The sequence below is a fragment of the Flavobacterium sp. genome (genome assembly GCF_027531705.1).
Lineage (GTDB): Bacteria > Bacteroidota > Bacteroidia > Flavobacteriales > Flavobacteriaceae > Flavobacterium.
The window spans coordinates 31,394-56,960 of the sequence record NZ_JAPZSP010000009.1 but is presented as its reverse complement, the minus strand read 5'-3'; the positions used below and the strand labels follow the sequence as shown (position 1 = coordinate 56,960).

The window sequence follows — 25,567 nt, the reverse complement described above, 5'->3', positions numbered from 1 at the left end:
TTTCTAGTTTGTTTTTTCATTTCAAAAATGATAAAAAAAGAAGTAAAAAACAACTATTCAACAAAATCTTTTTCAGAAAGTTGTTTCAAATATAATTCTTTGTAATAACCTTCTTGATTTACTAATTGATTATGAGAACCTTGCTGTAAGACTTTTCCATCTTCGAGGATGATAATTTTGTCAGCATTTTTTGCAGATGATACCCTATGACTAACAATTATGGTAGTTTTGTCTTTGCAAAATTGCAGTAAATTATTCAAAATAGCTTCTTCCGTTTCGGTATCAACCGCCGATAGACAATCGTCTAAAAGTAAAATTTGAGGATTTTTAATAATCGCTCTGGCAATAGAGACACGCTGTTTTTGTCCGCCAGAAAGTGTGATGCCTCTTTCGCCCAAAATAGTTTCGTATTGATTGGTAAAACCCATTATATTATCATGTACAACTGCTTTTTTAGAAGCTTCAATAACTTCTTCATCGGTAGCATTTTCTTTACCAAACTTTATATTATTTTTGATTGAATCAGAAAACAAAAAGGCATCTTGAGGCACAATTCCGATGCTGTTTCTCAAATCATATAGATTGATATTTTTAATTGATTTTTCATCCACTAAAATACTTCCGTTATCAATATCGTATAACCTACTTATCAAAGAAAGTATCGTTGATTTTCCTGAACCTGTTTTGCCTAAAATGGCTAAAGTTTCACCTTTTTTCACAGTAAAACTAACTTCTTGCAATGCAGTTATATTAGTATCATCATAGGTAAATGTAACTTTATCAAAGACAATTTCACCTTTTATAACTGAATGCTCTTTTACAGTATTTACAATATCTGGTTGAATTTTGAGAAACTCATTAATACGTTTTTGCGATGCTTCGGCTTCTTGAACCATTGACGAAACCCAACCCAATGAAGCTACTGGCCAAGTCAACATATTGACATACAAAATAAACTCTGCAATGATTCCGATATTGTCTATTTTTCCTTCAATGTACATCATTCCACCAAAATAGATTACAACCAAGTTACTGACTCCAATTAGCGCCAACATCAAAGGCCCAAATAAGGATTGAACTCTTGCCAAACTCATACTTTTTATCTTACTTTCTTCGGATAAATCAACTAGATTTTTTTGGTATTGAGCTTCAAGTGAATAAGCTTTTATAACTCGAACACCAGAGAAAACTTCTTGTGTAAAACTCGAAATTTTAGATAAATATTGCTGAAAAATGGTACTTCGTTTATTAATTTGCGTGCTCAATTTGAAAATAGCATATGATAATATTGGCAATGGCAAAAGTGTATAAAGCGTCAATCGCGGCGAGACATCGTACATATAAGCAATCACAATTGCAAAACGAATAAACGTATTGATAGAATACATAACGGCTGGCCCAACATACATTCTAACTTTGGAAACATCTTCGCTTATACGATTCATCAAATCGCCTGTTCGATTTTGCTTGTAGAAATTTTGTGATAAATTTTCATATTGTCGAAATACTTCGTTTTTCAAATCAAATTCGATGTGTCTTGACATTACAATTAAGGTTTGACGCATCATAAAAGACAAAAATCCAGCGACTAAAGCCGTAACAATAATTAATAAAAGATTATGAAAAAGCTCTTTCTGCACAACATCACTTGCTAAATGTTGTGAATGCTCTTCAATTGCTTTAAATGATTTGCTAATTAATTTAGGTGTAAAAAGCGAAAATATTTGTGCTGCAATAGTTGTAAGAATACCAAACAAAAAATGGTATTTATATTTGATGAAATATTTATTTAAATATTGTAATTCTTTCATTATTTTAAAATAAAATACAAGTTTTTTTATGTTTTTTAGTTAAAAAACAAATTAAAAAATAATTTTAGCAAATAGCACAAATAGCCCTTTTTATTAACAAATTACTAATTATTTCAAAAATTAGTGCGATATTTTGATTTTAATCTTAATTTTGCGATGTCATTTTGATAAAACCTCAATATCTAAAATTAAAAATTTATGACTACAGAAGTAATTAATGCTAAAGAACTTCACAAAGTTGATCCTGTTTTTGGTCAAGTATCGTTTGATAATCATGAGCAAATTGTTTTTTGCAACGACAAAGATACTGGTTTAAAAGCAATAATCGGAATTCACAACACAGTTTTAGGACCGGCACTTGGTGGCACTAGAATGTGGAAATACACCAACGAATGGGAAGCATTAAATGATGTTTTGCGCTTATCAAGAGGAATGACTTATAAATCAGCTATTTCTGGATTGAACCTTGGTGGTGGAAAAGCCGTTATTATTGGCGATTCTAAATTAGATAAAACACCCGAATTGATTACCAAATTTGGTGAGTATGTTAACTCTCTAAGCGGAAAATATATTACTGCTGAAGATGTTGGTACAACAACTCCAGATATGGATTTAATACGCAAATCAACACCTTATGTAACTGGAATTTCTGAAGCCATTGGTGGTTCTGGAAATCCATCGCCTGTAACTGCATACGGTGTTTATATGGGGATGAAAGCTGCCGCCAAATACCAATTTAGTTCTGAAAAGTTAGACGGCAAAAAAGTGTTGGTGCAAGGAATTGGCCATGTTGGTGAAACATTAGTTGATTTTCTTTCTAAAGAAGGTGCTCTGGTACAAATTACTGACATCAATGAAAGTCGTTTGGAAGAAGTTAGCAAAAAATATGGTGCCTCAATTTTTAGAGGCGATGATTTATACGGAGCAGATGTTGATATTTACGCACCTTGCGCACTTGGAGCAACTGTAAACGATGATACAATCAACAGAATTAAAGCTAAAGTTATTGCTGGTGCTGCTAATAATCAGTTGGCGAATGAAGTAATTCATGGTCAAATTTTGAAAGAAAAAGGTATTCTTTATGCTCCAGATTTCTTAATTAACGCTGGTGGAATCATCAATGTTTATGGAGAAATTGCTAAGTATGACAAAGCAGAAGCTATGCGAAGAACTGAAAATATCTACAATACAACTTTGGCTATTTTTGATTTAGCAAATTCAAAAGGTTTGACAACCTATCAAGCTGCTTTAGCAATGGCTGAAGAAAGAATTGAACAAAGAAAAAAAGAAAACGCAAAATAATTTAGCGTTACAATATTATTACTATTTTTGCGGAGCGAAAGAAATTCTTTTGCTCCGTTATTTTTTAAACCAATAAAAGTTCTTACCAAGTGTTAAATAGAAGACATATCCGCGTAAAAGTAATGCAATCGATTTATGCCATGCATCAAAATGGTTCTGATTCAATCGAAAAAGAAGAGAAATTTTTACTTTACAGTATCGAAAACATTCAAGATTTGTACTTAACACTACTTGCAGCACTTGTAGAAATAAGAAAAAAAGAAGTTGTTTTTCTTCAAAAATCGGCCGAGAAACATCTAGCTACTAAAGAAGAAAAAAATCCAAATAAAAAATTTGTCAATAATGCCATTTTAGAATTATTAGAAGAAAATAATTCGCTAAGCATTGCACTTCAAGATAGAAAAATCAATACTTGGAATCTTAACGACGATTACATCAATATTCTTTTGAATGCTATAAAAGAAAGTGATTTGTACGCAACTTATATGCGAAATAATGTAAATACTTTTGAAGAAGACAAAGAATTTATTGCGTCTATTTTTATGGAAGTTATTGCTCCAAACGAAAAATTATACGAATATCTTGAAGATAACAAATTAACTTGGATTGATGATATTCCGTTAGTTAATACTGAAATCATCAGACAATTGAAAGCTATCAAAAACGGAAAAGAAGATTCGTTTAGAGTTTCGAGATTGTATAAAGATACCGAAGACAAAGAATTTGTTAGCAATCTTTTTAGAAAAACGATTTTAAACGAAAAAGAATTAGCCAAAGAATTTGAAGATAAAACACCTAATTGGGATACAGAAAGAATTGCAGAAATTGACACAATTTTGCTTAAAATGGCAATTTGTGAATTTTTAAAATTCCCTTCTATTCCAACTAAAGTTACCATTAATGAATATCTTGAAATTGCTAAAGAATATTCAACTCCAAAAAGTAGTATTTTCATTAATGGAATTTTGGATAATTTGGTAAAAGAATTAGAACAAAACAAACGATTATTAAAAACTGGTAGAGGTTTAATGTAATTAAAATCAATTAATTATGAATAAGAAAACAATTTTTATTGCCACACTAACACTCGGATTACTTTTTTCATCTTGCAAAAAAGAAGCTACAACTGATCCAAGTACTGGAATTGCCACAATGAATCCAGAAAATAAAGTTACAGAACAACAACAAACAATTCCAACGAATCCAACAACTGAATCAAAAACAAATGCTCCTGCAACAGGAACGGCTGTAATGTCATTTGAAAAAAATGAACATGATTTTGGTGTTATAAAACCTGAAAGTAAAGTTGATTATACATTCAAATTTAAAAATACTGGAAAAGAGGATTTGGTAATTTCAAACGCTCAAGGTTCATGTGGTTGTACAATTCCTGAATACCCAAAAGAAGCTATCAAACCTGGTGAAAGTGGAAAAATTAAAGTTTCTTTCAACTCAGCTGGAAAATCGGGTAATCAGCAAAAATCGGTTACAATTACAGCAAACACTGAAGTTGGAAAAGAATTATTAACAATAAAAGCTCAAATAAAATAAACTAAAAAAATTATTATGGAACAAATACAAACGTTTTTACCTTTTATATTAATGTTCGTGGTTATCTACTTTTTTATGATATTACCACAACAAAAAAGAGCTAAAAAAGAAAAAGAATTTGAAAGCACACTAAAAGTCGGCGACAAAATTGTAACCAAAAGTGGTTTGCACGGAAAAATTGCTGAATTGGGCGATACAACAATTGTTATTGAAACAATGTCAGGAAAATTAAAAATGGAGCGTTCAGCAATTTCTATGGAAATGAGTGCTGCCTTGAACAAAAAATAGTTCAATCAATTTTAACACATAAAAAAAGCGTCTTGAAATTTCTTTCTTGACGCTTTTTTGCAATTAACTAACCTCAACCTTTTATTTAATTGTGTCTTTTTCCCAAAGTTGTTGCAATGGTTTGAGTTGTTCCATATCAAAATTGGAATCTTTCAAAATTGAAATCATTTCCATGATGCTTGTTGGATTCATTTTATTTCCTAAAACTCTCACGACTGCAAATCCTTTGTCTTTTTGATTTCCGTATAAAACGAATTCTTCAATATTGTCGTCTGTTCCAACAAAACTAACCGATGCGCCTTCTTTTCCTGAACCAAATTTCATTAATTGTTGGTACTTTTCGTCTTTTAAAATTGAATTGACTTTGGCTCTTTCGGTTTCAAATTGAGCTTTGTTTTTATCATTTATTTTAAAAGCCAGCACATTCATTTTTTCAAAAGATTGGAATGCTTCTTTTTGAGCTATCGACATTTTTTTCTCATCTATTTTCAAAATACTTGGCGAAATATCAAGCATAACAAAATCTTTGTTTTCTGAATTTTCTACAAAATATTTTTGTAAAGATGGCTTTGAATCACAGCTTACAAGCAAAAACAAAGCAATGATCGTTAATTGATTGATGATTGATTTCATGTTATTATTTTTTGCCTTTAGTAGCTTTTTTCAAATCTTCGCCACCAGGAATTTTCATTTTATCTGTTAGAACTGATAATTCGTCTAAATCGAAGTTTCCTGTTAATGACATCAAAACGGTTTCGTTTGCTTTTGAACCATCAATAAACATTAATAATTCTTTAATTTGACTATCAGAAGCACCTGATTTTACCATTATTTTGATGTTTTTTCCACCATCATTCACACGCATTAATTCTTCCAAACCACCCGTTTTGGTATATTTTTCGGCAGCAGCTTTCATTTCGGCAGTAGCTCTTGTACTTGAAGTTGTAAATACTTTTAGGTTGTCTAATTTTTTTATTAAACTTAGATATTGTTGCGCTTGCTTATCTGATGCTTCCATTTTGACTTTGCTCATCAACTCAAACATTTTTTTGTTGACAATAATAGAAGTTACATCGTCTTGGCCGTCAAATTTATCGAAGGCAGCTTGACCAAAAAAGGTATTTGAAACAAATACAAATGCGATAATTAAAATTACTTTCTTCATGATTCTTGATTTTTAAATTGATTTTTACTTTATTGATTGATAATTAAATTTGATTTATTTAATAGGAACACCGATTTAAGAAATTTGAAAAATTAATAAAATCTTCTTTTTTATTGAAATTGATTTTTGACATTGAAATTGCCATTGATTCTATTTAAATATTAAATTTTTTGATTCTTGATATTCATTAACATACTCTACACTTTTTATGCCAACATTTACATTTTCAGAAACCATATTTAAAGCTTTTTGGGTTTCTCTAAAAGCAACTTCTGGATCATCATAGGTTCCAAGTTCGCCAGTTGTTTTGTTTTTGGTTTCCATGTTTAGATAACTAAAAACTCCAACACCTAACAAGATTGTAACAGAAGCCGCAATTGACAACCAAACAGTGTTTTTCTTTTTGTTTTGAATCACAATTTCTTTGGTAAATTTTTCATTTTTAGCTTCAGAAAAATAACCAAACACCGATTGATATTGCTTCAAGTTAGGAGCAACATTTCCGCTTGCAAAGTAGTTTTTCAATTCTTGTTCATCGGCAAGATTGGTTTCTCCTTGAAAGTAGTTTTCTAGTAATTTTTCTATTCTATTCAATTCCATAACTATGTGTTTTTTGCATTGTTTCGCGTATCGTTTTTCTTGCTCTCGAAAGCGCTACTCGAATAGCCGTTTCATTCATGTTTAGCATTTTGGCTATTTCTTCAAATTCATATTGTTCAACATCTCGCATTTGAACAATTAGTTTTTGTTGTTCGGGTAATTCGTTTATTATTTTTTCTACCCAACTCAAACTGTCTGTATCTTCTATCTTTTGCAACAATCCAACTTGTTTGTCTTCATAATTAGAATGAACTAATTGCAAATTACTTGCTCTTTTCGATTTTAATTGATCCAAACAATAATTTTTGGTCGTTGTCATGGCAAAAGCCTCCAAACTTGTGTAAGCGTCTAAATTATCGTTTTTGTTCCATAATTTCACCATTACTTCTTGTGTCGCATCTTCGGCTTCTTCAGTGCTTATTAGCAATCGCTTAGCCAATCGAAAGACTTTATCTTTGAAAGGTGTAACTAATTGTATAAACTCTTTTTGGTGCATTTTGGTTGGTTTGGTTTGCGCTTATATAGTCAAGACGAATGAGGATATATTTTGTTACAAATAAAATTATTTTTTTCTTACTTTTGATAAAATTAAAATAGTATGGCAAATAAATTTAAAATAATACTGCTACTTTTCTTAGTATTCGCTAGCTGCGAAAAACAAGAAGATAATTATGTTCCTGAAAACTTACAGGTCAACAATTTTATATGGAAAGGCTTGAATTTGTATTATTTATGGCAAGCTGACGAACCAGACTTAGCTGATAATCGTTTTGGAAATCAAACCGAATTGAATAATTTTCTAAATGGCTATTCAAATCCAAATGATTTATTTCAACATTTATTGAACAAACCCATCAGTCAATTTCCAGAAGGAGAAGCAATTGATAGATTTAGCGTACTTTTTTCTGATTATTCACAATTAGAAGGAATTCTGTCAGGCACAACTTTAAATAACGGAATGGATTATGGTTTGAAATATAAAAACGGAGATAACGGTGTTGTTTTTGGTTGGGTTAGATATGTTTTACCGAATTCTGATGCTGTTGCTAAAAATGTGACCCGTGGAATGTTATTTTATGCTGTAAACGGTGTAGAATTATATAATGACAAACATAATGCTGAAAACCCTTTGAATAATATTGATGAACTGCTTGGTAAAAATACTACTTACACCATCAATCTAGCAAACTATGACAATGGAAACATTACGCCAAATGGACAATCGATAATCTTGACAAAATCGGTTCTTTCTGAAAACCCTGTTTATTTAACTAAGGTTATTGAATCTGGAAATAAAAAAATAGGTTATTTGATGTATAACGGTTTTTTTTCTCAGTATGAATCGCAGTTGAATGCAGCATTTGGACAGTTAAAATCGCAAGGCGTAACAGATTTAGTTTTGGATTTACGTTACAATTCTGGTGGCTCAATTGCAACTGCTGGAAGATTAGCAAGTATGATTACAGGGCAGTTTAATGGACAAATTTTCGGCAAACAACAATGGAATGCAAAAGCCCAAGCTTATTTCAATCAAAATAATCCATCCGAATTGATAGATTTATTTCCTAGCACAATAGGAAACGGTCAAGCTATAAACAGCTTGAATTTGAATAAAGTGCATGTTTTAACTTCCAAAAGTACAGCTTCTGCAAGTGAATTAGTCATTAACGGATTGGAACCTTATATAAATGTTGTTCAAATTGGTGATATTACAGTTGGAAAAAATGTTGGTTCAATAACCTTATACGATTCGCCAACTTTTACCAAAAGCGACATCAATACCAAACATAAACATGCAATGCAACCTTTGGTGCTAAAAATTACCAATAAAAACAACTTTGGAGATTATATAAACGGTTTGCAACCAGACGAATTAATCAAAGAAAATTATGGAAATCTTGGTGTTCTTGGTGAAAGTACAGAACCATTATTAAATGCTGCAATTATCAAAATCACTACCGGCGGAAGAAGTAACCAACCTCAACATAAAGAATTTAAAGATTTCAAAGATTCTAAATCACTTAATGAAATTGGGACTGATATGTATTTGGAGAAAGTTCCTCTTATAAAATAAAAAAAATGGCTACTTTAATTGGTAGCCATTTTTGTAAATTGTAATTATAAAATTATTGGTTGAAGTAGAAACCGTTTGGAGAAACTCCTACATTTACAGTTTTCATCAACTTTCCAAAAGGATATACTTGTGTACCTGAACCATCAGTTTCAATTCTATCACCATTAGCAAAAATTTTCACATTTCCATTACCATCAAAAGTAGGTGCATCTCCAACATAAATAAGGTTGTTTTTAACTGCCATTGAGTAAACATTTACTGAATTGGTATTAAAATTTTTTAATGGTGTGGCAGGATTGGTTTGTTCTATTATTTCCTTGTAAACAGTATTTCCAAAAGAATAATAAACAAATGAACCAAAAATTGACATGTTTGTAGAATAAGTTGAACTAGCAAATGTTTTGAAAGTGGTAATAGTATTTGTCGATAGATTCATCTTTACAATTTTGGCTGGTGTTTCACCTCCAGCAGCATAACTTGGATTTCCAGCGCAAAATATCCATAAGTATCCATCATGCACAATAAGTTCATTAGGCACATCACCCACAACAATTGGCATTCCATCGATAACATCAGTTGCACCGTTAATAATAGTTACTTTATTGTTTTGATTCCAACCGCCTGCATGTGAAATATACAACTTATTATTATAATCTGTGATAAACTCTGGACCTTCAACAACAGGAATACTTTTAACAACCTGATTACTAGATAGATTAACCACCGCCACATAATCATCACTCGTTATTGATTCTTCTCCCCAACATGTCACATAACCTTTGCCATTTATAAAAGTTATATAACGAGGGCTACTTAATCCTGATGAAATTGTTCCTGTTTTTTTCATCGAATATCTATTAACTATTTCAATTTTATCTCCACCATTTACAATTATGTATGCCAAATCGTTATAAAAACCAATGGTTTGACCTGTTTCGCCTAAACTAATATTATTTTCTAAACCAAAAATGTTGTTTTTAGTTGTATTCAAATCAAAAGATATATACGAAATAGATGCGTTAGTTTGTCCATATTGACCTTCATTCAAAACCAGAACACCACTGTCGTAAGTGCCTTTTGATGTATACAATGGTGGAGTATCTTCTTCTGGATCGCAAGAAACAAAGAATAGCGAGCTAAATAATACTAATAAAAACAGTTTGTTACATTTCATTTTTTATAATTTTAGAGTTAAATTTATTAAATAATTTCTACCAGGCAAAGGTCTGTAAGCTACACTCTGATAGTTTTCGTTGAACAGGTTTTGGGTTTGAAAACCTAGTTTGTATTTATTTTCTTTTCCAAAATCGTATGCTAATGCAAGATTTGAAACATTATATGATTTTATAAAAGCTTCGTGGTCGCTTTGTGTGTAAACAAATCCGTTGAAAAGATATTGATAATTGACGTTTAGCTTCTTAAAATTATAAGCAAAACCAGCTGTAAATTTATGAAACGGCACATAGGTTAATTGTTTACTAGTCTTTTCATTTTCGGAAATGGTGTAGGCATAACTCGAATTTACTTGAAAAAAATGTTTTGCAATTTGCTTTTTATAGTTAACCAAAACTTCATTTCCATAACTCGTTACATTATCAATATTTTCAGGTTTCCAAACAGAATTTTGAGGAATCCATCTAATTAAATTTGAAATTGAATTATAATAAGATGTAACTTTAATATCAATGTTTTTAAAAGCGAGCTCATGCCCTATTTCACTCTGAATAGCACTTTCCGGTTTCAAATTAGGATTTCCAGATCCAACCCAATACAAATCATTAAAAGTTGGTATTCTGAAATTTTTGGAAATATTTAATTTAATTTTATAGTTAGAATTCACATTGAAATTTGAACCAAAAGCCATCAAAATTGGACTTTCATAAGCATCTGTAACTTCTTTTCTAATACTTAAATCATATTGAAAATAAGTAGAAATTTTATGATTTAACAACAATGAAAAAGCACCAATATCTCGTTTATTTTCGCCAATGTTTTTACCAATTCCTTTTGTACCGGAATAGTCAATAATTCCATTCAATTTAATTTTGGGAGAAAATTTATATTCCAAACCATATTTGATAATAAATGTTTCAGCATTTGATGTCTCAAAATTTTCAAAATTGTAATTGTTGAAATATCGATACTTTTCAGTTAAAAAAGCCAGCTTGAAATTTGAAACTATTTTGGAAGTTGAATAAAACCATTCTACTAAATTTCTGCTATTTACATCTTGGTATTTACTTTCAGATTTTGATTCAATAGCGGCAGAAAAATGTCTTTCACTATCATAAAATTGACTATAAATCCTGAAAATATTCGATTTATTTAATTTGTAACCAAAGCTAAAATTATAGCTATTATTGTAAAATTGCCCATTGGTGTTTTTCAAATTAGAATTCAAAAAAGGATAATCATTATCAGAACTATTTTGAGAAAAATTGAAATTGACGCTAACTTTATTGTTAGAAAATGTGCTTCTAAAACTTGAATCGAAAGTATTGAAACTTCCATAACAAAGAAACAAATCGTTTTCAAATTTGTTTTTGAAAACCATTTCGTTATTCAAATGAATACTTCCGCCAATGGCGCTACTGCCGTAAATAGCGCTTCCGCCGCCAGCTCTAACAGTAACAGAATTATAATTTCGAGTGGTTATTGTATTAAAATCAGTTTGCCCGTTAAATTGTGAATTTATGTTTATTCCGTTCCAAATAACGGCTGTTTGTTGCGCTGTTGTTCCTCTAAAAGATGGAGACGAAACCATTCCTAATCCGTTTTCTTTGAAATAAACTACCGAATTATAATTGAGTAACGAAGTCAATGAAGATTGATTTTTAGCAATAATAGAATCATTCAGTTTTTGAACCGATAACGAACCCGAAAAAGTAGTTAAATTTAAATCAGAAACTTGAACATCTTTTAAGAAAATAGTATCATTTTGCGACAAAACTAATTGACACACCAACACAAGCACGAAAAAAAACTGTTTTCTTAAAGTCATAATTTCAGAATCTTTTTTCCCGAAGATTCGATATTTGTTAAGAAAAAAGGCAGGTCTCCTGGCTTGCGTCTTATTGATTGTCTTCTCATCACGCAATGCGTGACAATGACTTTGTAGCATCAACAAGCTTATTAGCTTACAGTTGCGGGAACAGCTTAGGTTTTTAACCTAATTCCCTTTTAATGCGATTCGTGTGAACCACAACCTTAATTCGAAGGCAAAGGTATGAAAATAATTATTTATACAATTTAATATTTAAGAAAAAACGCTTATCTTTACACTACTAAAAACCAATTTGTTATGAAAAAACTATTACTTTTTACTTTTTTACTAGTAGGATTTGTTGCAAATGCAAGATATGTTCAAGTAACTTTCAATGAGGGTTTTTATATTCAAATTGAAAATATTGTTCCACTTTCTCCAAGTGAAGGTTATTAAACTTCTGATTCTTCAATCAATTCGATATTAATTTCCCATGAAGTATATAATTGTATTCAAGGTGAAATGAATGACAAAATGATAATATTTTTTAATTATTTAGGGACAAACATATCCGCTTTTGTTGCAGATTTGAACAATAATGAAAATGTTTTTAAAGTTGGACTTTGTTATGAATCCCCTGAATATTATTTTCCAACTTATGCCGATATTCTAATAATTAATTTAGCTAGTCTTACAAATGGAAATCCTGTAGGAATAAATTCTAATGGGAATGTATTAACCAATAACGAACAATTAAATCAAATTTTTGAAACGTATAATGTAAAACAAATGGTTCAGGAATACCCAACTAGTGTTTGTTGTTTGGAAGTATATTCAATTTATTTTGATGGTGATATTGCAGAATTAAAAAATGCATTAGACAATTTAGATTCAGTTATCGAATTTTCAGAATTAATCGGAGTTCCAATGTTATTATCAAACGAATCATTCAATAAATCAACTATTCAAATTTATCCAAATCCATTTCAAAATAATTTCACTGTTCAAACTGAAAAAACAATTACAAATTATTCATTATTTGATCTTTCAGGAAAAAAACTAATTGATTCTTTTTCAAAAAATGAAATTGACAACTTTTCATCTCAATTGAATTCAGGAGTTTATTTCTTAAATCTTGAATTTGAAAATGGACAAAAAACTAATTACAAATTGATTAAAGAGTAATTATTTATCTTCTTTCTTTTTAGAAAATTTATAAATCAGCCAAATAAATCCAACTACAAAATGTAGCAAAATGATTCCGCCAACGATATACATGAAAGTGTTTGAGTTGTCTCTCATAACTTATTTTTCTGCAAATCTACTAGCTAATTAAATTGAATTTTGTATCATTTGCTACACAAGCATCCATTTATTGAAACATTGTTTTACTTTTGTCAAAAAATAGAACAATGACTACTTTCAGATTTATTTTACCACTTTTATTCTTATTTCTTTTTGTACAATGTAAAAAAGAAACCAAAGCTCAATCTGAAATAACTACCATAAATACAGTTAAATATGCTAACGGATTTTCGATTGAAAATTACTCAAGCTATTCAATCGTAACTGTTAAAAATCCTTGGCCAAAAGCTTCAAAAACCTACCAATACATCTTAAAAAAGAAAAACGGCATTATTCCAGATTCTCTAAAAAACAACATTGTTATAAATGTTCCAATTCAATCGATTGTAGTGACTTCAACAACGCATATTCCTTCGTTGGAAATGTTGAATGAAGAAAAAACATTGGTAGGTTTTCCAAATCTTGCTTACGTATCATCAGAAAAAGTTCGTGCTTTGATTGATGCAAAAAAAATTAAAGAATTAGGAAATAATCAATCCTTGAATACTGAAGTTTTAATCGATTTACAACCTAATGTTATTATTGGCTATGGATTAGATAACAATAATCCGACTTTAGATAATTTAGAGAAAAGTGGCTTAAAAGTTTTGCTAAACGGCGATTGGAACGAACAAACACCATTGGGAAAAGCAGAATGGATAAAGTTTTTTGGAGCTTTATATGACAAACAAGAACAAGCAAACGAAATCTTCTCTAAAATTGAAAACGAATATCTCAAGACTATTGAAATTGCTAAAAAAGCAACTTCTAAACCAACTATTTTAGCAGGAGATATTTTTGAAGGAAAATGGTATTTACCAAGTGGAACAAGTTGGGGCAGCTTGATTTTGAAAGAAGCCAATTCTAATTATTTATGGCAAGAAACAACAGGAACAGGTAGTTTATCATTATCATTTGAAACTGTTTTTGAAAAAGCCAAAGACGCAGACTTTTGGATAACATCAGGGCAATTTTCAACTTTAACAGAAATGACCGAAGCCAATTCACATTATGCACAATTTAAAGCTTTTCAAAATAAAAATGTGTATTCATTTGCAGCTAAAAAAGGGAAAACTGGCGGTGTTTTGTATTACGAATTAGCACCAAATCGACCAGATATTGTATTGAAAGATTTAGTCAAAATTTTGCATCCAGAATTATTAGTTGGTTATGAACCGTTCTTTTTCGAGAAGTTGAAGTAGTTTTTCACACGAATTACACGAATTTACACAAATTAAAAGATGTTGCCATTTCACGAATTTTTCTCAACTTTGCAATAATTCAAACCTTAATGAATCTTAATTCCTTAATGGTTTAAAATTCAAAAAATGTACAAAACCCGAAATACTTTTCTTTTTTCAATATTGTCATTGCTATTGCTATTGGCATTTTTATTGAACATTTCTTTCGGGCAAGTTGCCATTCCTTTAAAAGAAGTTTTTAAGAGTTTATTGGGTTCAATGGCAAGCAAAGACACTTGGGAATACATCATTTTTAACTTTAGATTACCTAAAGCCATAACAGCCATTTTAGTTGGAATTGGATTATCAATTTCTGGTTTATTAATGCAAACATTATTCAGAAATCCGCTTGCTGGTCCTTATGTTTTAGGATTAAGTTCTGGTTCAAGTTTAGGAGTTGCACTTGTAATTTTGACATCTAGTTTTTTAGGATTTGGTACTACTAATATTGAATTTACCATCATTTTAGCTTCCTGTTTAGGCAGTTTTTTGGTAATGTTACTAGTTCTAATCATTTCGCAAAGATTAAGAGATACCGCAACTATACTAATTGTAGGTTTGATGTTCAGTAGTTTTACTAGTGCGATTGTTTCGGTCTTGACCTATTTTAGTTCGGCAGAACAATTGCAGAAATTTACGTTCTGGAGCATGGGAAATTTGGGCAATATATCTTGGCAAAATATTTTGGTTTTATCTATTGCCGTATTACTTGGTTTACTATTGAGTTTACTTTCAATAAAATCGCTTGATGCCTTGTTACTTGGTGAAAATTACGCCAAAAGTATGGGCTTGAATGTAAAAAAATCAAGATATGTAATTATAATTGCTACGAGCATTTTAGCAGGAAGCATTACGGCTTTTGCTGGTCCAATTGCTTTTGTTGGATTAGCCGTTCCACATTTAGCAAAATTACTTTTTCAAACGAGTAATCATAAAATATTGTTTTGGAGTACAATTTTGATAGGTGGCATTTTGATGCTTTTTTGTGATATGATTTCGCAATTACCAGGATTGGATTTTACATTACCAATCAATGCCATAACCTCGATAATTGGTGCACCTATTGTGATTTGGCTATTGATTAGAAAAAAAAACTTACTATAAAAAAAGTGTGTTAATGTAAAACGATTAACACACTTCCTATTTTATATTAAATTAATTTAAGATTATAAAATCAATCGAATAATTTGTCCATTTGCAGTAAGCAATTCCATTTGAACACTTTGGTTTTCATCAACTTCTGAAATAATTTTTGAAAGTGTTTCGATGTCATTAATTTTTACATTTCCAATTTTCAAAATTACGCCACCTTTTAATTCATCTGCATATTGCTCCAATCTTTCGTTAGACAAATCTTTGATACGAACACCATAATCTATTTTGAATTTTTTCTTATCCGAAGCATCGATATTTTCTAATTCTAAACCTTTAAATTCAGTTGAAATAAATTCATTTTTGGTCAAAGTCACAGGAATAACTTTGGTATTTCCATCACGAATAATGGTTACTTGAATTTTATCATTTGGTCGTTTTGTGTTTATATATCCTGATAATTCAGCATAAGTTCCAATACTTTGATTGTCTAATTTTATAATCACATCACCACTTTTTATTCCCGATTTTTCGGCACCAGAATTTTTATTTACTTTACTTACGTAAAAACCTTGCGTTTGTTTTATTCCTAATTCTTTTGAAGCTGCACCATTCAATTCAGCACCTTCAACGCCTAAAATTCCTCGTTGTACATTTCCATATTCCATCAAATCTTCAATGATTTTTTTAGTAATATTAGACGGAACTGCGAATGAATAACCCACATAAGAACCCGTTTGCGATGAAATCATCGTGTTAATTCCAATCAATTCGCCACGAGTATTCACCAATGCGCCACCGCTATTTCCCGGATTTACAGCAGCATCTGTTTGAATAAAAGATTGAATTCCTCTTGTATCTAAATTTCTAGCTTTTGCAGAAACAATTCCTGCTGTAACTGTTGAGTTTAAGTTGTACGGATTACCGACTGCCAAAACCCATTCACCCACTTTTACAGTATCAGAATCGGCAAAAACAGTGTAAGGTAATTTTTCATCAGCATCAATTTTTAGTAATGCAATATCCATTTTGGAGTCGGTTCCAATCAATTTTGCTTTGTATGATTTTTTATTGTTCAGAGTTATTTCAATTTCTGATGCATCTTTAATCACGTGATTATTGGTTACAATATAACCATCTTCAGAAATAATAACACCCGAACCTGTACCAACTTGTTCTTGTTGTTGTCCGCCTCTAAAACCGTAGAAAAATTCCATAATCGGATTGGAAACTGTTCTAAATGAGACATTTTTTACGTGAACAACCGAATGAACCGTCTTGTCGGCAGCTTGCGTAAAATCTAAATTTCCATCAGCAGAACCAACATTCCTAGTAAAATTACTTGGCGCCATCGAGACGATTGAATCTGATGGATTATTGTTTTCAAAAAATAATTTGTAAGCACCTAAAGTTGTGGCGCCACTTAATAGAGAAACTAAAAATAAACTTCCAAATTTTTTCATATTATTATGTGTTTTGAAATACTAACGTAAAATTAAATCTAAAATTTTAACAAAAAACTAGTTTAACGTGTGTTTAACAATGATTAACTTTTCATTAATAGTTTGTACTTTTGTTCCAAGACAAAAATAAAAATGAACATTCAATTTTACAAATACCAAGGAACAGGAAATGATTTTATCATGATTGATAATCGTCAAAATTATTTTCCCAAAAATGATACCAATCTGATTGAAACACTTTGTGACCGCCGTTTTGGTATTGGAGCTGACGGATTACTATTGCTAGAAAATGACAATTCGACAGATTTTAGAATGGTTTATTACAATTCTGACGGAAATGAGAGTTCCATGTGTGGCAACGGTGGAAGATGTATTGTAGCTTTTGCCAAAAGTTTGAATGTAATTCAAGATAAGACTACTTTCATAGCAACTGATGGTTTGCACCAAGCAACGATTTTTGAAAACGGGATAGTCTCTCTTCAAATGAAAGATGTTGATACTATAAAAATTGAAGACGAATATATTTTCCTAAATACGGGTTCACCACATCATGTAACTTTGGTTAATGATATTGAAAATTATGATGTAAAAGCAAATGGAGCCGAAATTCGCTATTCCGATTTATATGGAAAAGTAGGTAGTAATGTAAATTTCGTTTCACAATTAGCTGATAATCATTTTAGATTGCGAACTTACGAACGCGGTGTTGAAGACGAAACATTATCTTGCGGAACAGGTGCAACTGCAGTAGCAATAGCCATGAACGCAATAGAAAAAACTAAATCATCACAAATTGATCTAGATGTTCAAGGCGGAAAATTGAAAGTTTCATTTGAAAAAACAGTAAAAGGTTATCAAAACGTCTTTTTAGAAGGAAAAGCAGCATTTGTTTTTGAAGGGAAAATAGAAGTAAACTTTTAAACTCATAAACATTTAAACTCTTAAACTTAGAAATGACTTTAAAAGGAAACAATATCTATTTACGAGCACTCGAACCAGACGATTTGGAGTTTGTATATGCAATAGAAAACGATGAATCGATTTGGCACGTGAGCAACACCCAAACACCTTACAGCAAATTTCTTATTCGTCAATATTTAGAAAATGCGCATCAAGATATATATGAAGCCAAACAATTACGATTGGCTATTTGTAAAAACAATGACTTTTCTGCTATTGGGTTAATCGATTTATTCGACTTTGATCCAAGTAATAATCGTGCAGGAATTGGAATTGTTATTAAAGAAAATCAAGATAGAAATTCGGGAATTGGTACAGAATCATTAGGTTTGTTGATTGATTTTGCCTTTTCAAAATTGAACCTACATCAATTATTTGCTAATATTAATCCACAAAATGAACCAAGTGTAAACCTTTTTACTAAATTTGGATTCCAAAAAATCGGCGACAAAAAAGAATGGAATTTGATCGACGGTAAGTACCAAGATGAAAGTTTATATCAATTAATAAATAAAAAGTTTTGAAGAATATCAAAAAAGTAGTTAGCATTATTGCAGTTGTAATCATCACAATTGCTGGAGTTTATGGTTATAAATTATACAGAGATATTTTTGGTGCCAATACCAAATTCACTGAAAATCAAGTTTATGTTGAAATTCCAACCGATTCCGAATTTGAAGATGTAAAGAAAATTATAAGTCCTTATATTGAAGATATGGACAAATTTGAAACAACTGCAAACAAAAAATCATATCCAAGAAATGTAAAACCAGGTCGCTTTTTACTCAAAAAAGGAATGGGAAGCAACGCTATTATTAACTCACTTCGTCAAAATGTTCCAGTAAATTTGGCTTTCAATAACCAAGAAAGGTTGGAAGATTTCGCAGGAAGAATTGCTTCACAACTCGAATGTGATAGTTTGAGTATTCTAAATGCTTTCAAAGACAAACAATTTTTAGAAGATAATGGTTTTACCGAAGAAAATGTTTTAGCTGTTTGCATTCCAAATTCATACGAATATTTCTGGAATACAACTGCCGAAAAATTTAGAGATAAAATGGCGAAGGAATACCGTAAATTCTGGACAGAAGAAAGGTTAGCAAAAGCCAAAGCTCAAAATTTAACACCAATTCAAGTATCCATTTTAGCTTCAATTGTACATAAAGAAACGGTAAAAAGAGATGAACGTCCAAGAGTAGCAGGCGTTTACCTAAACCGTCTCAATCAAGGAATGAAACTGGAAGCCGATCCAACGGTTATTTATGCTGTTAAGAAAAATTCTGGCGATTTCAATCAAGTCATCAAACGCGTTTTGTACAAAGATTTAGAAACCAATTCGCCTTACAACACCTATATGTATCAAGGTTTACCACCTGGACCAATTGCTATGCCTGATATTACAGCTTTAGATGCTGTACTAAATCCTGAAAAACACGAGTACATCTATTTTTGCGCAAGCGTGACTAACTTTGGTTACCACGAATTTGCCGTAACACCATTGCAACACGAAGTTAACCGTCAAAAATACGTGGAATGGGTTAATAATCAAGGTATAAAAAGATAGAAATTAATAGAAACGTAATAATTATATAAATGAAGACAAAAATCATAATCAGTTTACTTGTATTTTTTTTGACAGCTAGCTGTGCTACAATAGTATCTGGATCTAAACAAAAAATTAAATTTGATAGCACACCAACAAATGCTAAAATTTTTGTTGATAATGTTGAGATTGGAAAAACACCTTTTGAAACTAAATTAAAAAGAAATGGTAATTATAAGGTAAAGATACAGTTAGATGGGTATAAGGAATATGAAGTTGATTTAAAGAAAAAAATGAATGGTTGGATATGGGGAAATATTCTGATTGGCGGAATTGTTGGATATATTGTAGATGTTTCTACTGGTGCTATATATCGTTTGTCACCAAATGACTTAAAAGCTGTTTTGGCAAAGGATTTGGCATATAAAAAAAGTGAGAATAGTAATGTTTACATTTATGCTACATTAGATGTTGATAAAAATTGGGAGAAAGTTGGACAACTTGAAGTTTCTGAATAGCACATATTAAATTATTTGTTTATGAAGTTCAGCTTTTTATCGAACATACTATTTTTTTTGTGTCAATCTATTTTGGCACAAACAACTATTGACAATTTCCTAAAACCAGCTGATTCTTTAAATATTCAGAGGAGAAATGGCGTAATTATTTCGCAAGCAGCAATTGCAACCGCAACATTTGTAGGACTCAACGAACTTTGGTACAAAGATTTTCCAAAATCAGATTTTCACACCATAAATGACAATGCCGAATGGCTCCAAATGGATAAAGCGGGTCATGTTTTCTCGGCTTATCAACTAAGTAAAGCTAGTAGTGATGCCTTGGCTTGGAGCGGTGTTAGCAAAAAAAATCAATTACTTTTTGGCGCAACTTCAGGATTTGTAATGCTTTCTGCTATTGAAATTTTAGATGGGTATTCAAGTAAATGGGGCGCATCTGTTGGCGATTTGTTAGCAAATGCTTCAGGAACTACTTTATTTGTTTCGCAAGAGTTATTGTGGAAAGAGCAACGAATTGTCCCAAAATTTTCTTTTCACACAACACCTTATGCTTCGGCACGACCAAATGTATTAGGAAGTTCGGTCACAGAGCAAGTTTTCAAAGATTATAACGGACAAACGTATTGGCTTTCTGCTAATATGCATTCCTTTTTCAAAGGTTCAAAAATTCCTAAATGGCTAAATTTGGCAGTCGGTTATGGAGCTGAAGGAATGATTACCGGAAGCGATAGTTTTACCAATACTATTTTCCTTCCAGAATCAAAAAGAGCAAGACAATATTACCTAAGTTTTGATGTTGATTTGACCAAAATCGAAACAAAATCGCATGTGCTAAAAACCATTTTTTCCATTTTTAACACTGTGAAAATTCCTAGTCCAACAATCGAGTTTAAGCAGTTCGACGATGTTAAATGGCATTTCATCTATTTTTAGACAATATTAACGTATTGTTAGTCAGTTTATTAAATTGTTAAAGTATCTTTGCTGAGCAGAAATTTCCTAGAGTGACAGTCTTCGAAGAAATCTACTTTATGATAAAGAAATGGATATTTTACTCGTCGTTACTAGCAATAGTTACTTTTTTAAGTTTTAGTTTTAAACCTTTAGAAGCCAAAGATTATGATTGGTTTAAAGTAAACGATGATGATGAATTACATTTCTTATTTCCTTCAGAAAATCCAATAGAATATAAAAGTTTAAATGTTCCTTTTACAGGAAAATTTTTTATTGGTTTCAAAGAAGCAATCGCTTTCAAAGAATCTCAAGGTAAATACAAAAAGATAAATACCTTAGGTTATATGGGAAAATACCAATTTGGTAAAGAAACCCTAAAATCTGTTGGTATTACTGATAGTCTAGCTTTTTTAAACAATCCTAAAATGCAAGAAAAAGCATTTATTGCTTTGGTTTCTAAAAACAAATGGGAATTAAAAAAAGAAATAAATAAGTATTCAGGAAAAATTGTAGGTGGTGTAAAAGTGACTGAATCTGGAATTTTGGCTGCAGCTCATCTTGGTGGTGCAGGTTCAGTAAAAAGGTTTTTACATACTAACGGTAAGAAAAAATGCAAAGACAAATACGGTTCATCTGTAAAGGGTTACATGAGAATGTTTGGAGGTTATGAAACTTCGGGAATTGTAGCCAATAATAATGCAAGAGTAAGATAAATTATAAAAGGTAATTCATAAAAAAAAACCATTCGTTGCGGCGAATGGTTTTTTTGTGTTTTAAAACTACATTTTATGAATGATAAAAATAGTCGGTCTATTATGTAAATCAACTTTAGTTTTTTTCCAGTCATTTACTCGTAATGTTTTGATGTATTCTGTCGGAAGTGTTATGTCTGTAGCTATACACAAATGAGTATTTGGTTGTAAGGTTTGAATTAAATCTTCTAGTAATTTATTATTTCTATAAGGTGTTTCAATAAAAATCTGTGATTGGTTTTTGTCGTGAGATAACTTTTCAAGATTTTTTAAAGCACTTTTTTTCTCCGATTTATCAATTGGCAAATAACCATTGAAAGTAAACCCTTGTCCATTCATTCCAGATGCCATCATGGCTAGTAGGATAGAAGATGGTCCGACCAAAGGTACAACTTGAATTCCTTTTTCATGTGCTATTTTGACTATTGCAGCACCAGGATCAGCAATGGCAGGGCAACCAGCTTCGCTCATTAATCCAATATTTTTTCCTTCCAAACAAGGTTGAATCATCTTGTTATGTTCCGAAATTTCGGTATGTTTGTTTAAGGTGCTCAATCTTAATGAAGCTTGCACTTTCTCAGGTTGTACACTTTTGATAAACTTTCTAGCTGTTTTTTCATTTTCAACAATGTAGTCGTCGATAAAATCAAGGCATCTTTTTACCGTTTGTGGCAAAACGTCCATTGGTTCACAATCGCCCATTGTGGTTGGTATAAGATAAAGTTTACCGAATTGTTGCATAACTTAATAAGGATGTTTTTCAATTAATTTGGAAGCCACAACTGTACAAGCTTCATCTAACATTTGGTATACATTGTCAAAACCATTTGCTAATCCGTAGTATGGATCAGGAACATCAACATTTTCATTTGGAAAAAGTGCATTTAAAATTAGGTCAACTTTGTTTTTCTGCGATTCATTTTCGGCAAGACTAATTACATCATAATAATTGGTGTTATCCATTACAAAGATGTAGTCATAGTTGTCAAAATCAGTTTTAGAAAATTGTCTAGCTTTTTGAATAGAAATATCCAATCCGTTTTTCTGGGCAACGGCTATCGAACGCTCATCGGGTTTTTTCCCAATATGCCAATTTCCAGTTCCTGCTGAATCAACAGTGAATTTATTTTGCGGAAGTTTAGATGCTAATATTCCTTCTGCCAATGGTGAACGGCAAATATTACCAAGACACACCATTAAAACTTTAGTTGTCATTTAAAAATTATTTTATGCAGATTTGAGACTACAAAAATAAACAACTAAAAAATTATAATGATAATTTCTTGTGAATATCTTCAACAAATTTTTTGAATTGCTTGTCAGTAGAAACTAGATTATCAACAGTTTTGCAAGCATGAAGAACAGTTGCGTGATCTCTATCTCCAATTTGTGAACCAATATTTGCCAACGATGCTTTTGTGAATTTTTTTGCAAAAAACATTGCCAACTGTCTTGCTTGAACCACATGACGTTTTCTAGTTTTAGATTGCAAAGTGTCTAAATCTAATTGGAAATAATCAGAAACTACTTTCTGGATATAATCAATAGAAATTTCACGTTTAACATTTTTAACAAATTTCTCTACAATTTGCTTAGCCAAATCTAAAGTAACTTCTTTTTTATTGAAAGAAGATTGAGCGATTAACGAGATGATAGCACCTTCTAATTCTCTAACATTCGATTTGATATTTCTAGCAACATATTCTATAATTTCGTCAGGCATATCAACACCATCACGATATAGAATGTTTTTTAGGATAGAAATTCTTGTTTCATAATCTGGTTGGTGTAATTCGGCTGAAAGTCCCCATTTGAAACGAGATAATAAGCGTTGCTCTATATCTTGCATGTCAACTGGTGCTTTGTCAGAAGTAAGAATTACTTGTTTTCCATTTTGATGTAAATAATTGAAAATATGGAAGAAAACATCTTGCGTTCCAGTTTTTCCAGAAAGGAATTGAACGTCGTCAATAATCAATACATCAATTAACTGATAAAAATGGATAAAGTCGTTTCTGTTGTTTTTCTTAACAGAATCAATATATTGTTGTGTAAAAATTTCCGCAGAAATATACAACACCGTTTTTTCAGGATATTTATCTTTTATTTCAACACCGATAGCGTGTGCTAAGTGCGTTTTACCTAAACCAACACCACCAAAAATTAATAGTGGATTGAAAGAAGTTCCACCTGGTTTATTGGCAACAGCCATACCAGCCGAACGTGCTAAACGGTTAGAATCACCTTCAAGGAAATTATCAAAACTGTAGTTAGCATTAAGTTGCGACTCAATTTTAAGGTTTCTAATTCCTGGAATTACAAAAGGATTTTTTAATTCAGGATTAAGATTTTTGAATGGTGCGTCAACCTCTTGTGTTTTTACAGAGCTTCTGTTGTTACTTGGTAATTGTTCGGTAAAAGGTTGTTTATTGCCATAAGTGTTCTCCATTTTAATTTTATAGAGTAACTTTGCATTTTTTCCGAGTTCTTTGGTAAGTGCAACTTTTAATAATTTAACATAATGCTCTTCGAGCCATTCGTAAAAGAATTTGCTTGGAACCTGAATGTAAAGTGCGTTATCGGTTAGCTCAACAGACTTAATCGGTTCGAACCAAGTTTTAAATGCCTGGTCTTGAATATTGTCTTTTATAAACGCTAGACAATTTTCCCATACTGATTGCGCAGTTTTGCTCATAAATTCTAATTAATTATTCTTACTATTAAAGGTTATCTTACACAAAGAAAAAGGACGTTTTTCTCTAAAAATTCGGGGTAACAAATATGTGAACATTTTTTGTTAAAAAAAAATAAAAGGGCTATTGATTTTTAAAAAATAATGTTGTAAGTGTTATTTTTTTGATGATGTAAATATAATAAAAATATAATATAAACTAAATGAAACAGCACGAAATTAACGTAAGAGTTCGTTATTCAGAAACAGACCAAATGGGAGTCGTTTACCATGGCAATTATGCGCAATATTTTGAAATGGGACGCGTTGAATGGCTCAGAAACATTGGGATTTCATATAAATGGATGGAAGAAAATGGAATCATGCTTCCGGTAGTATCTTTAAACATAAATTATAAAAAACCTGCCAGATATGATGATTTATTAATTGTTAAAACAATTTTCAAAAAACAAGAATCGGTTAAAATTGAGTTTGATTATGAGATACGAAATGAGAAAGATGAGTTATTAACAATTGCCAACTCAACTTTGGTGTTTGTAGATATGAAAACAGGTCGTCCAGTTTTGCCTCCTGATTATATTTTAGACTTGTTGAAAGAGTAGGAATTCTATTCTTTTAATTTAATTTCAACTTCAAATAAATTTGAAAAAATGTCGAATACTATTTCGGCATTTTTTTTTCGTGTTGCAATTTCAATTTCACAACTCATTTCCATTTTTTGAAAAATGATTTCTAAGTTTTTTTCTTTGATAACTCGCATTACTTTATTCATGTTTTTATAATCAAAGGAAATTAGATAATGAACATCGATTGTTTTTTCTATAATTTCAGCATCTTCCAATGCCATTTGTGCCGAAGTTCGGTAAGCAGCTATCAAACCGCCAACGCCTAACTTGATACCACCATAAAAACGAACTACAACGACTAAAATATTCGTCAGTCCAAAAGATTGAATTTGTCCATAAATAGGCATTCCGGCCGTATTACTTGGTTCTCCATCATCATTGGCGCGAAATTGAATTTTATCGACTCCAAGCTGAAATGCATAACACCAATGCACTGCACCAAAATGTTTTTTACGTAAAATTTCTAAATGATTTTTGATTTCCTCTTCAGTAGTCACAGGAAATGAATATCCAAAAAACTTACTGTTCTTTTCTTTAAATAAAATCTCTTCTGAAGGAAAAGCAATGGTTTTATAGGTGTCTTTCAAGGTTAGAAGTACGAATTACGA

The 25,567-nt window shown here is 31.0% G+C and carries 28 protein-coding genes and 1 riboswitch; of the genes, 16 read left to right on the top strand and 12 right to left on the bottom strand.

The annotated features are described in order from the left end of the window. Window positions 1–53 precede the first annotated feature (53 nt). The gene (locus tag O9267_RS04340) at window positions 54–1,811 is read right to left on the bottom strand and encodes an ABC transporter ATP-binding protein (RefSeq protein ID WP_298176427.1); all 1,758 of its coding nucleotides are present in this window, start codon (window positions 1,809–1,811) and stop codon (window positions 54–56) included. Window positions 1,812–2,009: 198 nt separating this feature from the next. Here O9267_RS04340 and O9267_RS04335 point away from each other — a divergent pair, with 198 nt between their 5' ends. The 4 genes from O9267_RS04335 (at window position 2,010) to yajC (ending at window position 4,952) form a co-directional block, all read left to right on the top strand. After that, entirely contained in the window at window positions 2,010–3,113 is a 1,104-nt protein-coding gene (locus O9267_RS04335; RefSeq protein ID WP_298176424.1) for a Glu/Leu/Phe/Val dehydrogenase, read from the top strand. A gap of 122 nt (window positions 3,114–3,235) precedes the next feature. Next, window positions 3,236–4,147 carry a transcription antitermination factor NusB gene (nusB, locus tag O9267_RS04330; protein ID WP_298176479.1) on the top strand — a complete coding sequence of 304 codons (912 nt, stop codon included), beginning with the start codon at window positions 3,236–3,238 and terminating at the stop codon, window positions 4,145–4,147. A 16-nt stretch (window positions 4,148–4,163) separates the two neighbouring features. Then, complete coding sequence (locus O9267_RS04325; protein WP_298176421.1) at window positions 4,164–4,664, top strand: DUF1573 domain-containing protein; 501 nt, start codon at window positions 4,164–4,166, stop codon at window positions 4,662–4,664. Window positions 4,665–4,679: 15 nt separating this feature from the next. Beyond that, window positions 4,680–4,952 carry a preprotein translocase subunit YajC gene (gene yajC / locus O9267_RS04320; protein WP_298176418.1) on the top strand — a complete coding sequence of 91 codons (273 nt, stop codon included), beginning with the start codon at window positions 4,680–4,682 and terminating at the stop codon, window positions 4,950–4,952. A gap of 81 nt (window positions 4,953–5,033) precedes the next feature. Here yajC and O9267_RS04315 read toward each other — a convergent pair whose 3' ends face one another. From O9267_RS04315 to O9267_RS04300, 4 genes are all read right to left on the bottom strand, one after another. Beyond that, a complete protein-coding gene (locus tag O9267_RS04315) occupies window positions 5,034–5,585 on the bottom strand; it encodes a DUF4252 domain-containing protein (RefSeq protein WP_298176415.1) in 552 nt (183 codons plus the stop codon). 4 nt (window positions 5,586–5,589) lie between these two features. Next, window positions 5,590–6,117, bottom strand: coding sequence for a DUF4252 domain-containing protein (locus tag O9267_RS04310; RefSeq protein WP_298176412.1), 528 nt, complete (start codon window positions 6,115–6,117; stop codon window positions 5,590–5,592). A gap of 150 nt (window positions 6,118–6,267) precedes the next feature. Then, the gene (locus O9267_RS04305) at window positions 6,268–6,717 is read right to left on the bottom strand and encodes a hypothetical protein (protein WP_298176410.1); all 450 of its coding nucleotides are present in this window, start codon (window positions 6,715–6,717) and stop codon (window positions 6,268–6,270) included. After that, window positions 6,704–7,213, bottom strand: a complete 510-nt coding sequence (locus O9267_RS04300; protein ID WP_298176407.1) for a sigma-70 family RNA polymerase sigma factor — start codon at window positions 7,211–7,213, stop codon at window positions 6,704–6,706. Before O9267_RS04300 ends, O9267_RS04305 begins: the two co-directional genes overlap by 14 nt. A 102-nt stretch (window positions 7,214–7,315) precedes the next feature. Between O9267_RS04300 and O9267_RS04295 the strand changes: the two genes are divergently transcribed. Then, window positions 7,316–8,791: a S41 family peptidase gene (locus tag O9267_RS04295; RefSeq protein WP_298176405.1), complete on the top strand. Its 1,476-nt coding sequence runs from the start codon at window positions 7,316–7,318 to the stop codon at window positions 8,789–8,791. A gap of 52 nt (window positions 8,792–8,843) precedes the next feature. Here the strand turns inward: O9267_RS04295 and O9267_RS04290 are convergent, their stop codons facing one another. Both O9267_RS04290 and O9267_RS04285 read right to left on the bottom strand, forming a co-directional pair. Next, window positions 8,844–9,965 carry a DUF5074 domain-containing protein gene (locus tag O9267_RS04290; RefSeq protein WP_298176402.1) on the bottom strand — a complete coding sequence of 374 codons (1,122 nt, stop codon included), beginning with the start codon at window positions 9,963–9,965 and terminating at the stop codon, window positions 8,844–8,846. A gap of 3 nt (window positions 9,966–9,968) precedes the next feature. Then, window positions 9,969–11,792 carry a TonB-dependent receptor gene (locus O9267_RS04285; protein ID WP_298176399.1) on the bottom strand — a complete coding sequence of 608 codons (1,824 nt, stop codon included), beginning with the start codon at window positions 11,790–11,792 and terminating at the stop codon, window positions 9,969–9,971. Window positions 11,793–11,822: 30 nt separating this feature from the next. After that, window positions 11,823–12,016, bottom strand: a riboswitch (cobalamin riboswitch). A 76-nt stretch (window positions 12,017–12,092) separates the two neighbouring features. On the opposite strand from O9267_RS04285, the gene O9267_RS04280 reads away from it, so the two are divergent. From O9267_RS04280 to O9267_RS04265, 4 genes are all read left to right on the top strand, one after another. Continuing rightward, window positions 12,093–12,230: a hypothetical protein gene (locus O9267_RS04280; protein ID WP_298176397.1), complete on the top strand. Its 138-nt coding sequence runs from the start codon at window positions 12,093–12,095 to the stop codon at window positions 12,228–12,230. A 78-nt stretch (window positions 12,231–12,308) separates the two neighbouring features. After that, window positions 12,309–12,959, top strand: a complete 651-nt coding sequence (locus O9267_RS04275; protein WP_298176395.1) for a T9SS type A sorting domain-containing protein — start codon at window positions 12,309–12,311, stop codon at window positions 12,957–12,959. Window positions 12,960–13,186: 227 nt separating this feature from the next. Beyond that, window positions 13,187–14,320, top strand: coding sequence for an ABC transporter substrate-binding protein (locus O9267_RS04270; RefSeq protein WP_298176392.1), 1,134 nt, complete (start codon window positions 13,187–13,189; stop codon window positions 14,318–14,320). Window positions 14,321–14,446: 126 nt separating this feature from the next. Then, the gene (locus tag O9267_RS04265) at window positions 14,447–15,463 is read left to right on the top strand and encodes an iron ABC transporter permease (RefSeq protein WP_298176390.1); all 1,017 of its coding nucleotides are present in this window, start codon (window positions 14,447–14,449) and stop codon (window positions 15,461–15,463) included. A gap of 62 nt (window positions 15,464–15,525) precedes the next feature. Here O9267_RS04265 and O9267_RS04260 read toward each other — a convergent pair whose 3' ends face one another. Further along, window positions 15,526–16,914, bottom strand: coding sequence for a Do family serine endopeptidase (locus O9267_RS04260; protein ID WP_298176388.1), 1,389 nt, complete (start codon window positions 16,912–16,914; stop codon window positions 15,526–15,528). 132 nt (window positions 16,915–17,046) lie between these two features. On the opposite strand from O9267_RS04260, the gene dapF reads away from it, so the two are divergent. The 6 genes from dapF to O9267_RS04230 all read left to right on the top strand — a co-directional run bounded on the left by dapF (window position 17,047) and on the right by O9267_RS04230 (window position 21,602). Then, on the top strand, window positions 17,047–17,835 hold the full coding sequence (dapF, locus tag O9267_RS04255) for a diaminopimelate epimerase (RefSeq protein ID WP_298176386.1): 789 nt from the start codon (window positions 17,047–17,049) through the stop codon (window positions 17,833–17,835). 32 nt (window positions 17,836–17,867) lie between these two features. After that, entirely contained in the window at window positions 17,868–18,398 is a 531-nt protein-coding gene (locus O9267_RS04250; protein WP_298176383.1) for a GNAT family protein, read from the top strand. Beyond that, window positions 18,395–19,438 (top strand): endolytic transglycosylase MltG, encoded by a 1,044-nt coding sequence (gene mltG, locus O9267_RS04245; protein WP_298176380.1) that lies wholly within the window; start codon window positions 18,395–18,397, stop codon window positions 19,436–19,438. Before O9267_RS04250 ends, mltG begins: the two co-directional genes overlap by 4 nt. A 29-nt stretch (window positions 19,439–19,467) precedes the next feature. Beyond that, window positions 19,468–19,935 carry a PEGA domain-containing protein gene (locus O9267_RS04240; protein WP_298176377.1) on the top strand — a complete coding sequence of 156 codons (468 nt, stop codon included), beginning with the start codon at window positions 19,468–19,470 and terminating at the stop codon, window positions 19,933–19,935. 21 nt (window positions 19,936–19,956) lie between these two features. Further along, complete coding sequence (locus tag O9267_RS04235; RefSeq protein WP_298176374.1) at window positions 19,957–20,868, top strand: DUF2279 domain-containing protein; 912 nt, start codon at window positions 19,957–19,959, stop codon at window positions 20,866–20,868. 98 nt (window positions 20,869–20,966) lie between these two features. Continuing rightward, window positions 20,967–21,602, top strand: coding sequence for a peptidoglycan-binding protein LysM (locus tag O9267_RS04230; protein ID WP_298176371.1), 636 nt, complete (start codon window positions 20,967–20,969; stop codon window positions 21,600–21,602). A gap of 66 nt (window positions 21,603–21,668) precedes the next feature. Here O9267_RS04230 and O9267_RS04225 read toward each other — a convergent pair whose 3' ends face one another. From O9267_RS04225 to dnaA, 3 genes are read right to left on the bottom strand one after another with little or no spacing between them, the layout of a single operon-like run. Beyond that, the gene (locus tag O9267_RS04225; RefSeq protein WP_298176368.1) at window positions 21,669–22,382 is read right to left on the bottom strand and encodes an SAM-dependent methyltransferase; all 714 of its coding nucleotides are present in this window, start codon (window positions 22,380–22,382) and stop codon (window positions 21,669–21,671) included. Window positions 22,383–22,385: 3 nt separating this feature from the next. Continuing rightward, complete coding sequence (locus O9267_RS04220) at window positions 22,386–22,856, bottom strand: low molecular weight protein-tyrosine-phosphatase (protein WP_298176365.1); 471 nt, start codon at window positions 22,854–22,856, stop codon at window positions 22,386–22,388. Window positions 22,857–22,908: 52 nt separating this feature from the next. Next, window positions 22,909–24,336, bottom strand: a complete 1,428-nt coding sequence (gene dnaA / locus O9267_RS04215; protein WP_298176362.1) for a chromosomal replication initiator protein DnaA — start codon at window positions 24,334–24,336, stop codon at window positions 22,909–22,911. A gap of 200 nt (window positions 24,337–24,536) precedes the next feature. On the opposite strand from dnaA, the gene O9267_RS04210 reads away from it, so the two are divergent. Beyond that, window positions 24,537–24,935: a thioesterase family protein gene (locus tag O9267_RS04210; RefSeq protein ID WP_298176360.1), complete on the top strand. Its 399-nt coding sequence runs from the start codon at window positions 24,537–24,539 to the stop codon at window positions 24,933–24,935. A gap of 5 nt (window positions 24,936–24,940) precedes the next feature. Here the strand turns inward: O9267_RS04210 and O9267_RS04205 are convergent, their stop codons facing one another. Then, window positions 24,941–25,546 (bottom strand): YigZ family protein, encoded by a 606-nt coding sequence (locus O9267_RS04205; protein ID WP_298176358.1) that lies wholly within the window; start codon window positions 25,544–25,546, stop codon window positions 24,941–24,943. Window positions 25,547–25,567: the final 21 nt, after the last annotated feature.

What these genes read in the sequence shown, in the direction of transcription:
- O9267_RS04315 (WP_298176415.1), bottom strand. Translation starts at nt 5,585, where the DNA reads ATGAAATCAATCATCAATCAATTAACGATCATTGCTTTGTTTTTGCTT.
- O9267_RS04240 (WP_298176377.1), top strand. Translation starts at nt 19,468, where the DNA reads ATGAAGACAAAAATCATAATCAGTTTACTTGTATTTTTTTTGACAGCT.
- O9267_RS04210 (WP_298176360.1), top strand. Translation starts at nt 24,537, where the DNA reads ATGAAACAGCACGAAATTAACGTAAGAGTTCGTTATTCAGAAACAGAC.
- dapF (WP_298176386.1), top strand. Translation starts at nt 17,047, where the DNA reads ATGAACATTCAATTTTACAAATACCAAGGAACAGGAAATGATTTTATC.
- dnaA (WP_298176362.1), bottom strand. Translation starts at nt 24,336, where the DNA reads ATGAGCAAAACTGCGCAATCAGTATGGGAAAATTGTCTAGCGTTTATA.
- O9267_RS04340 (WP_298176427.1), bottom strand. Translation starts at nt 1,811, where the DNA reads ATGAAAGAATTACAATATTTAAATAAATATTTCATCAAATATAAATAC.
- O9267_RS04235 (WP_298176374.1), top strand. Translation starts at nt 19,957, where the DNA reads ATGAAGTTCAGCTTTTTATCGAACATACTATTTTTTTTGTGTCAATCT.
- O9267_RS04305 (WP_298176410.1), bottom strand. Translation starts at nt 6,717, where the DNA reads ATGGAATTGAATAGAATAGAAAAATTACTAGAAAACTACTTTCAAGGA.
- O9267_RS04335 (WP_298176424.1), top strand. Translation starts at nt 2,010, where the DNA reads ATGACTACAGAAGTAATTAATGCTAAAGAACTTCACAAAGTTGATCCT.
- nusB (WP_298176479.1), top strand. Translation starts at nt 3,236, where the DNA reads ATGCAATCGATTTATGCCATGCATCAAAATGGTTCTGATTCAATCGAA.
- O9267_RS04285 (WP_298176399.1), bottom strand. Translation starts at nt 11,792, where the DNA reads ATGACTTTAAGAAAACAGTTTTTTTTCGTGCTTGTGTTGGTGTGTCAA.
- O9267_RS04265 (WP_298176390.1), top strand. Translation starts at nt 14,447, where the DNA reads ATGTACAAAACCCGAAATACTTTTCTTTTTTCAATATTGTCATTGCTA.
- O9267_RS04270 (WP_298176392.1), top strand. Translation starts at nt 13,187, where the DNA reads ATGACTACTTTCAGATTTATTTTACCACTTTTATTCTTATTTCTTTTT.
- O9267_RS04290 (WP_298176402.1), bottom strand. Translation starts at nt 9,965, where the DNA reads ATGAAATGTAACAAACTGTTTTTATTAGTATTATTTAGCTCGCTATTC.
- O9267_RS04275 (WP_298176395.1), top strand. Translation starts at nt 12,309, where the DNA reads ATGATAATATTTTTTAATTATTTAGGGACAAACATATCCGCTTTTGTT.
- O9267_RS04220 (WP_298176365.1), bottom strand. Translation starts at nt 22,856, where the DNA reads ATGACAACTAAAGTTTTAATGGTGTGTCTTGGTAATATTTGCCGTTCA.
- O9267_RS04225 (WP_298176368.1), bottom strand. Translation starts at nt 22,382, where the DNA reads ATGCAACAATTCGGTAAACTTTATCTTATACCAACCACAATGGGCGAT.
- O9267_RS04280 (WP_298176397.1), top strand. Translation starts at nt 12,093, where the DNA reads ATGAAAAAACTATTACTTTTTACTTTTTTACTAGTAGGATTTGTTGCA.
- O9267_RS04300 (WP_298176407.1), bottom strand. Translation starts at nt 7,213, where the DNA reads ATGCACCAAAAAGAGTTTATACAATTAGTTACACCTTTCAAAGATAAA.
- yajC (WP_298176418.1), top strand. Translation starts at nt 4,680, where the DNA reads ATGGAACAAATACAAACGTTTTTACCTTTTATATTAATGTTCGTGGTT.
- O9267_RS04325 (WP_298176421.1), top strand. Translation starts at nt 4,164, where the DNA reads ATGAATAAGAAAACAATTTTTATTGCCACACTAACACTCGGATTACTT.
- O9267_RS04310 (WP_298176412.1), bottom strand. Translation starts at nt 6,117, where the DNA reads ATGAAGAAAGTAATTTTAATTATCGCATTTGTATTTGTTTCAAATACC.
- O9267_RS04230 (WP_298176371.1), top strand. Translation starts at nt 20,967, where the DNA reads ATGATAAAGAAATGGATATTTTACTCGTCGTTACTAGCAATAGTTACT.
- O9267_RS04260 (WP_298176388.1), bottom strand. Translation starts at nt 16,914, where the DNA reads ATGAAAAAATTTGGAAGTTTATTTTTAGTTTCTCTATTAAGTGGCGCC.
- O9267_RS04295 (WP_298176405.1), top strand. Translation starts at nt 7,316, where the DNA reads ATGGCAAATAAATTTAAAATAATACTGCTACTTTTCTTAGTATTCGCT.
- O9267_RS04250 (WP_298176383.1), top strand. Translation starts at nt 17,868, where the DNA reads ATGACTTTAAAAGGAAACAATATCTATTTACGAGCACTCGAACCAGAC.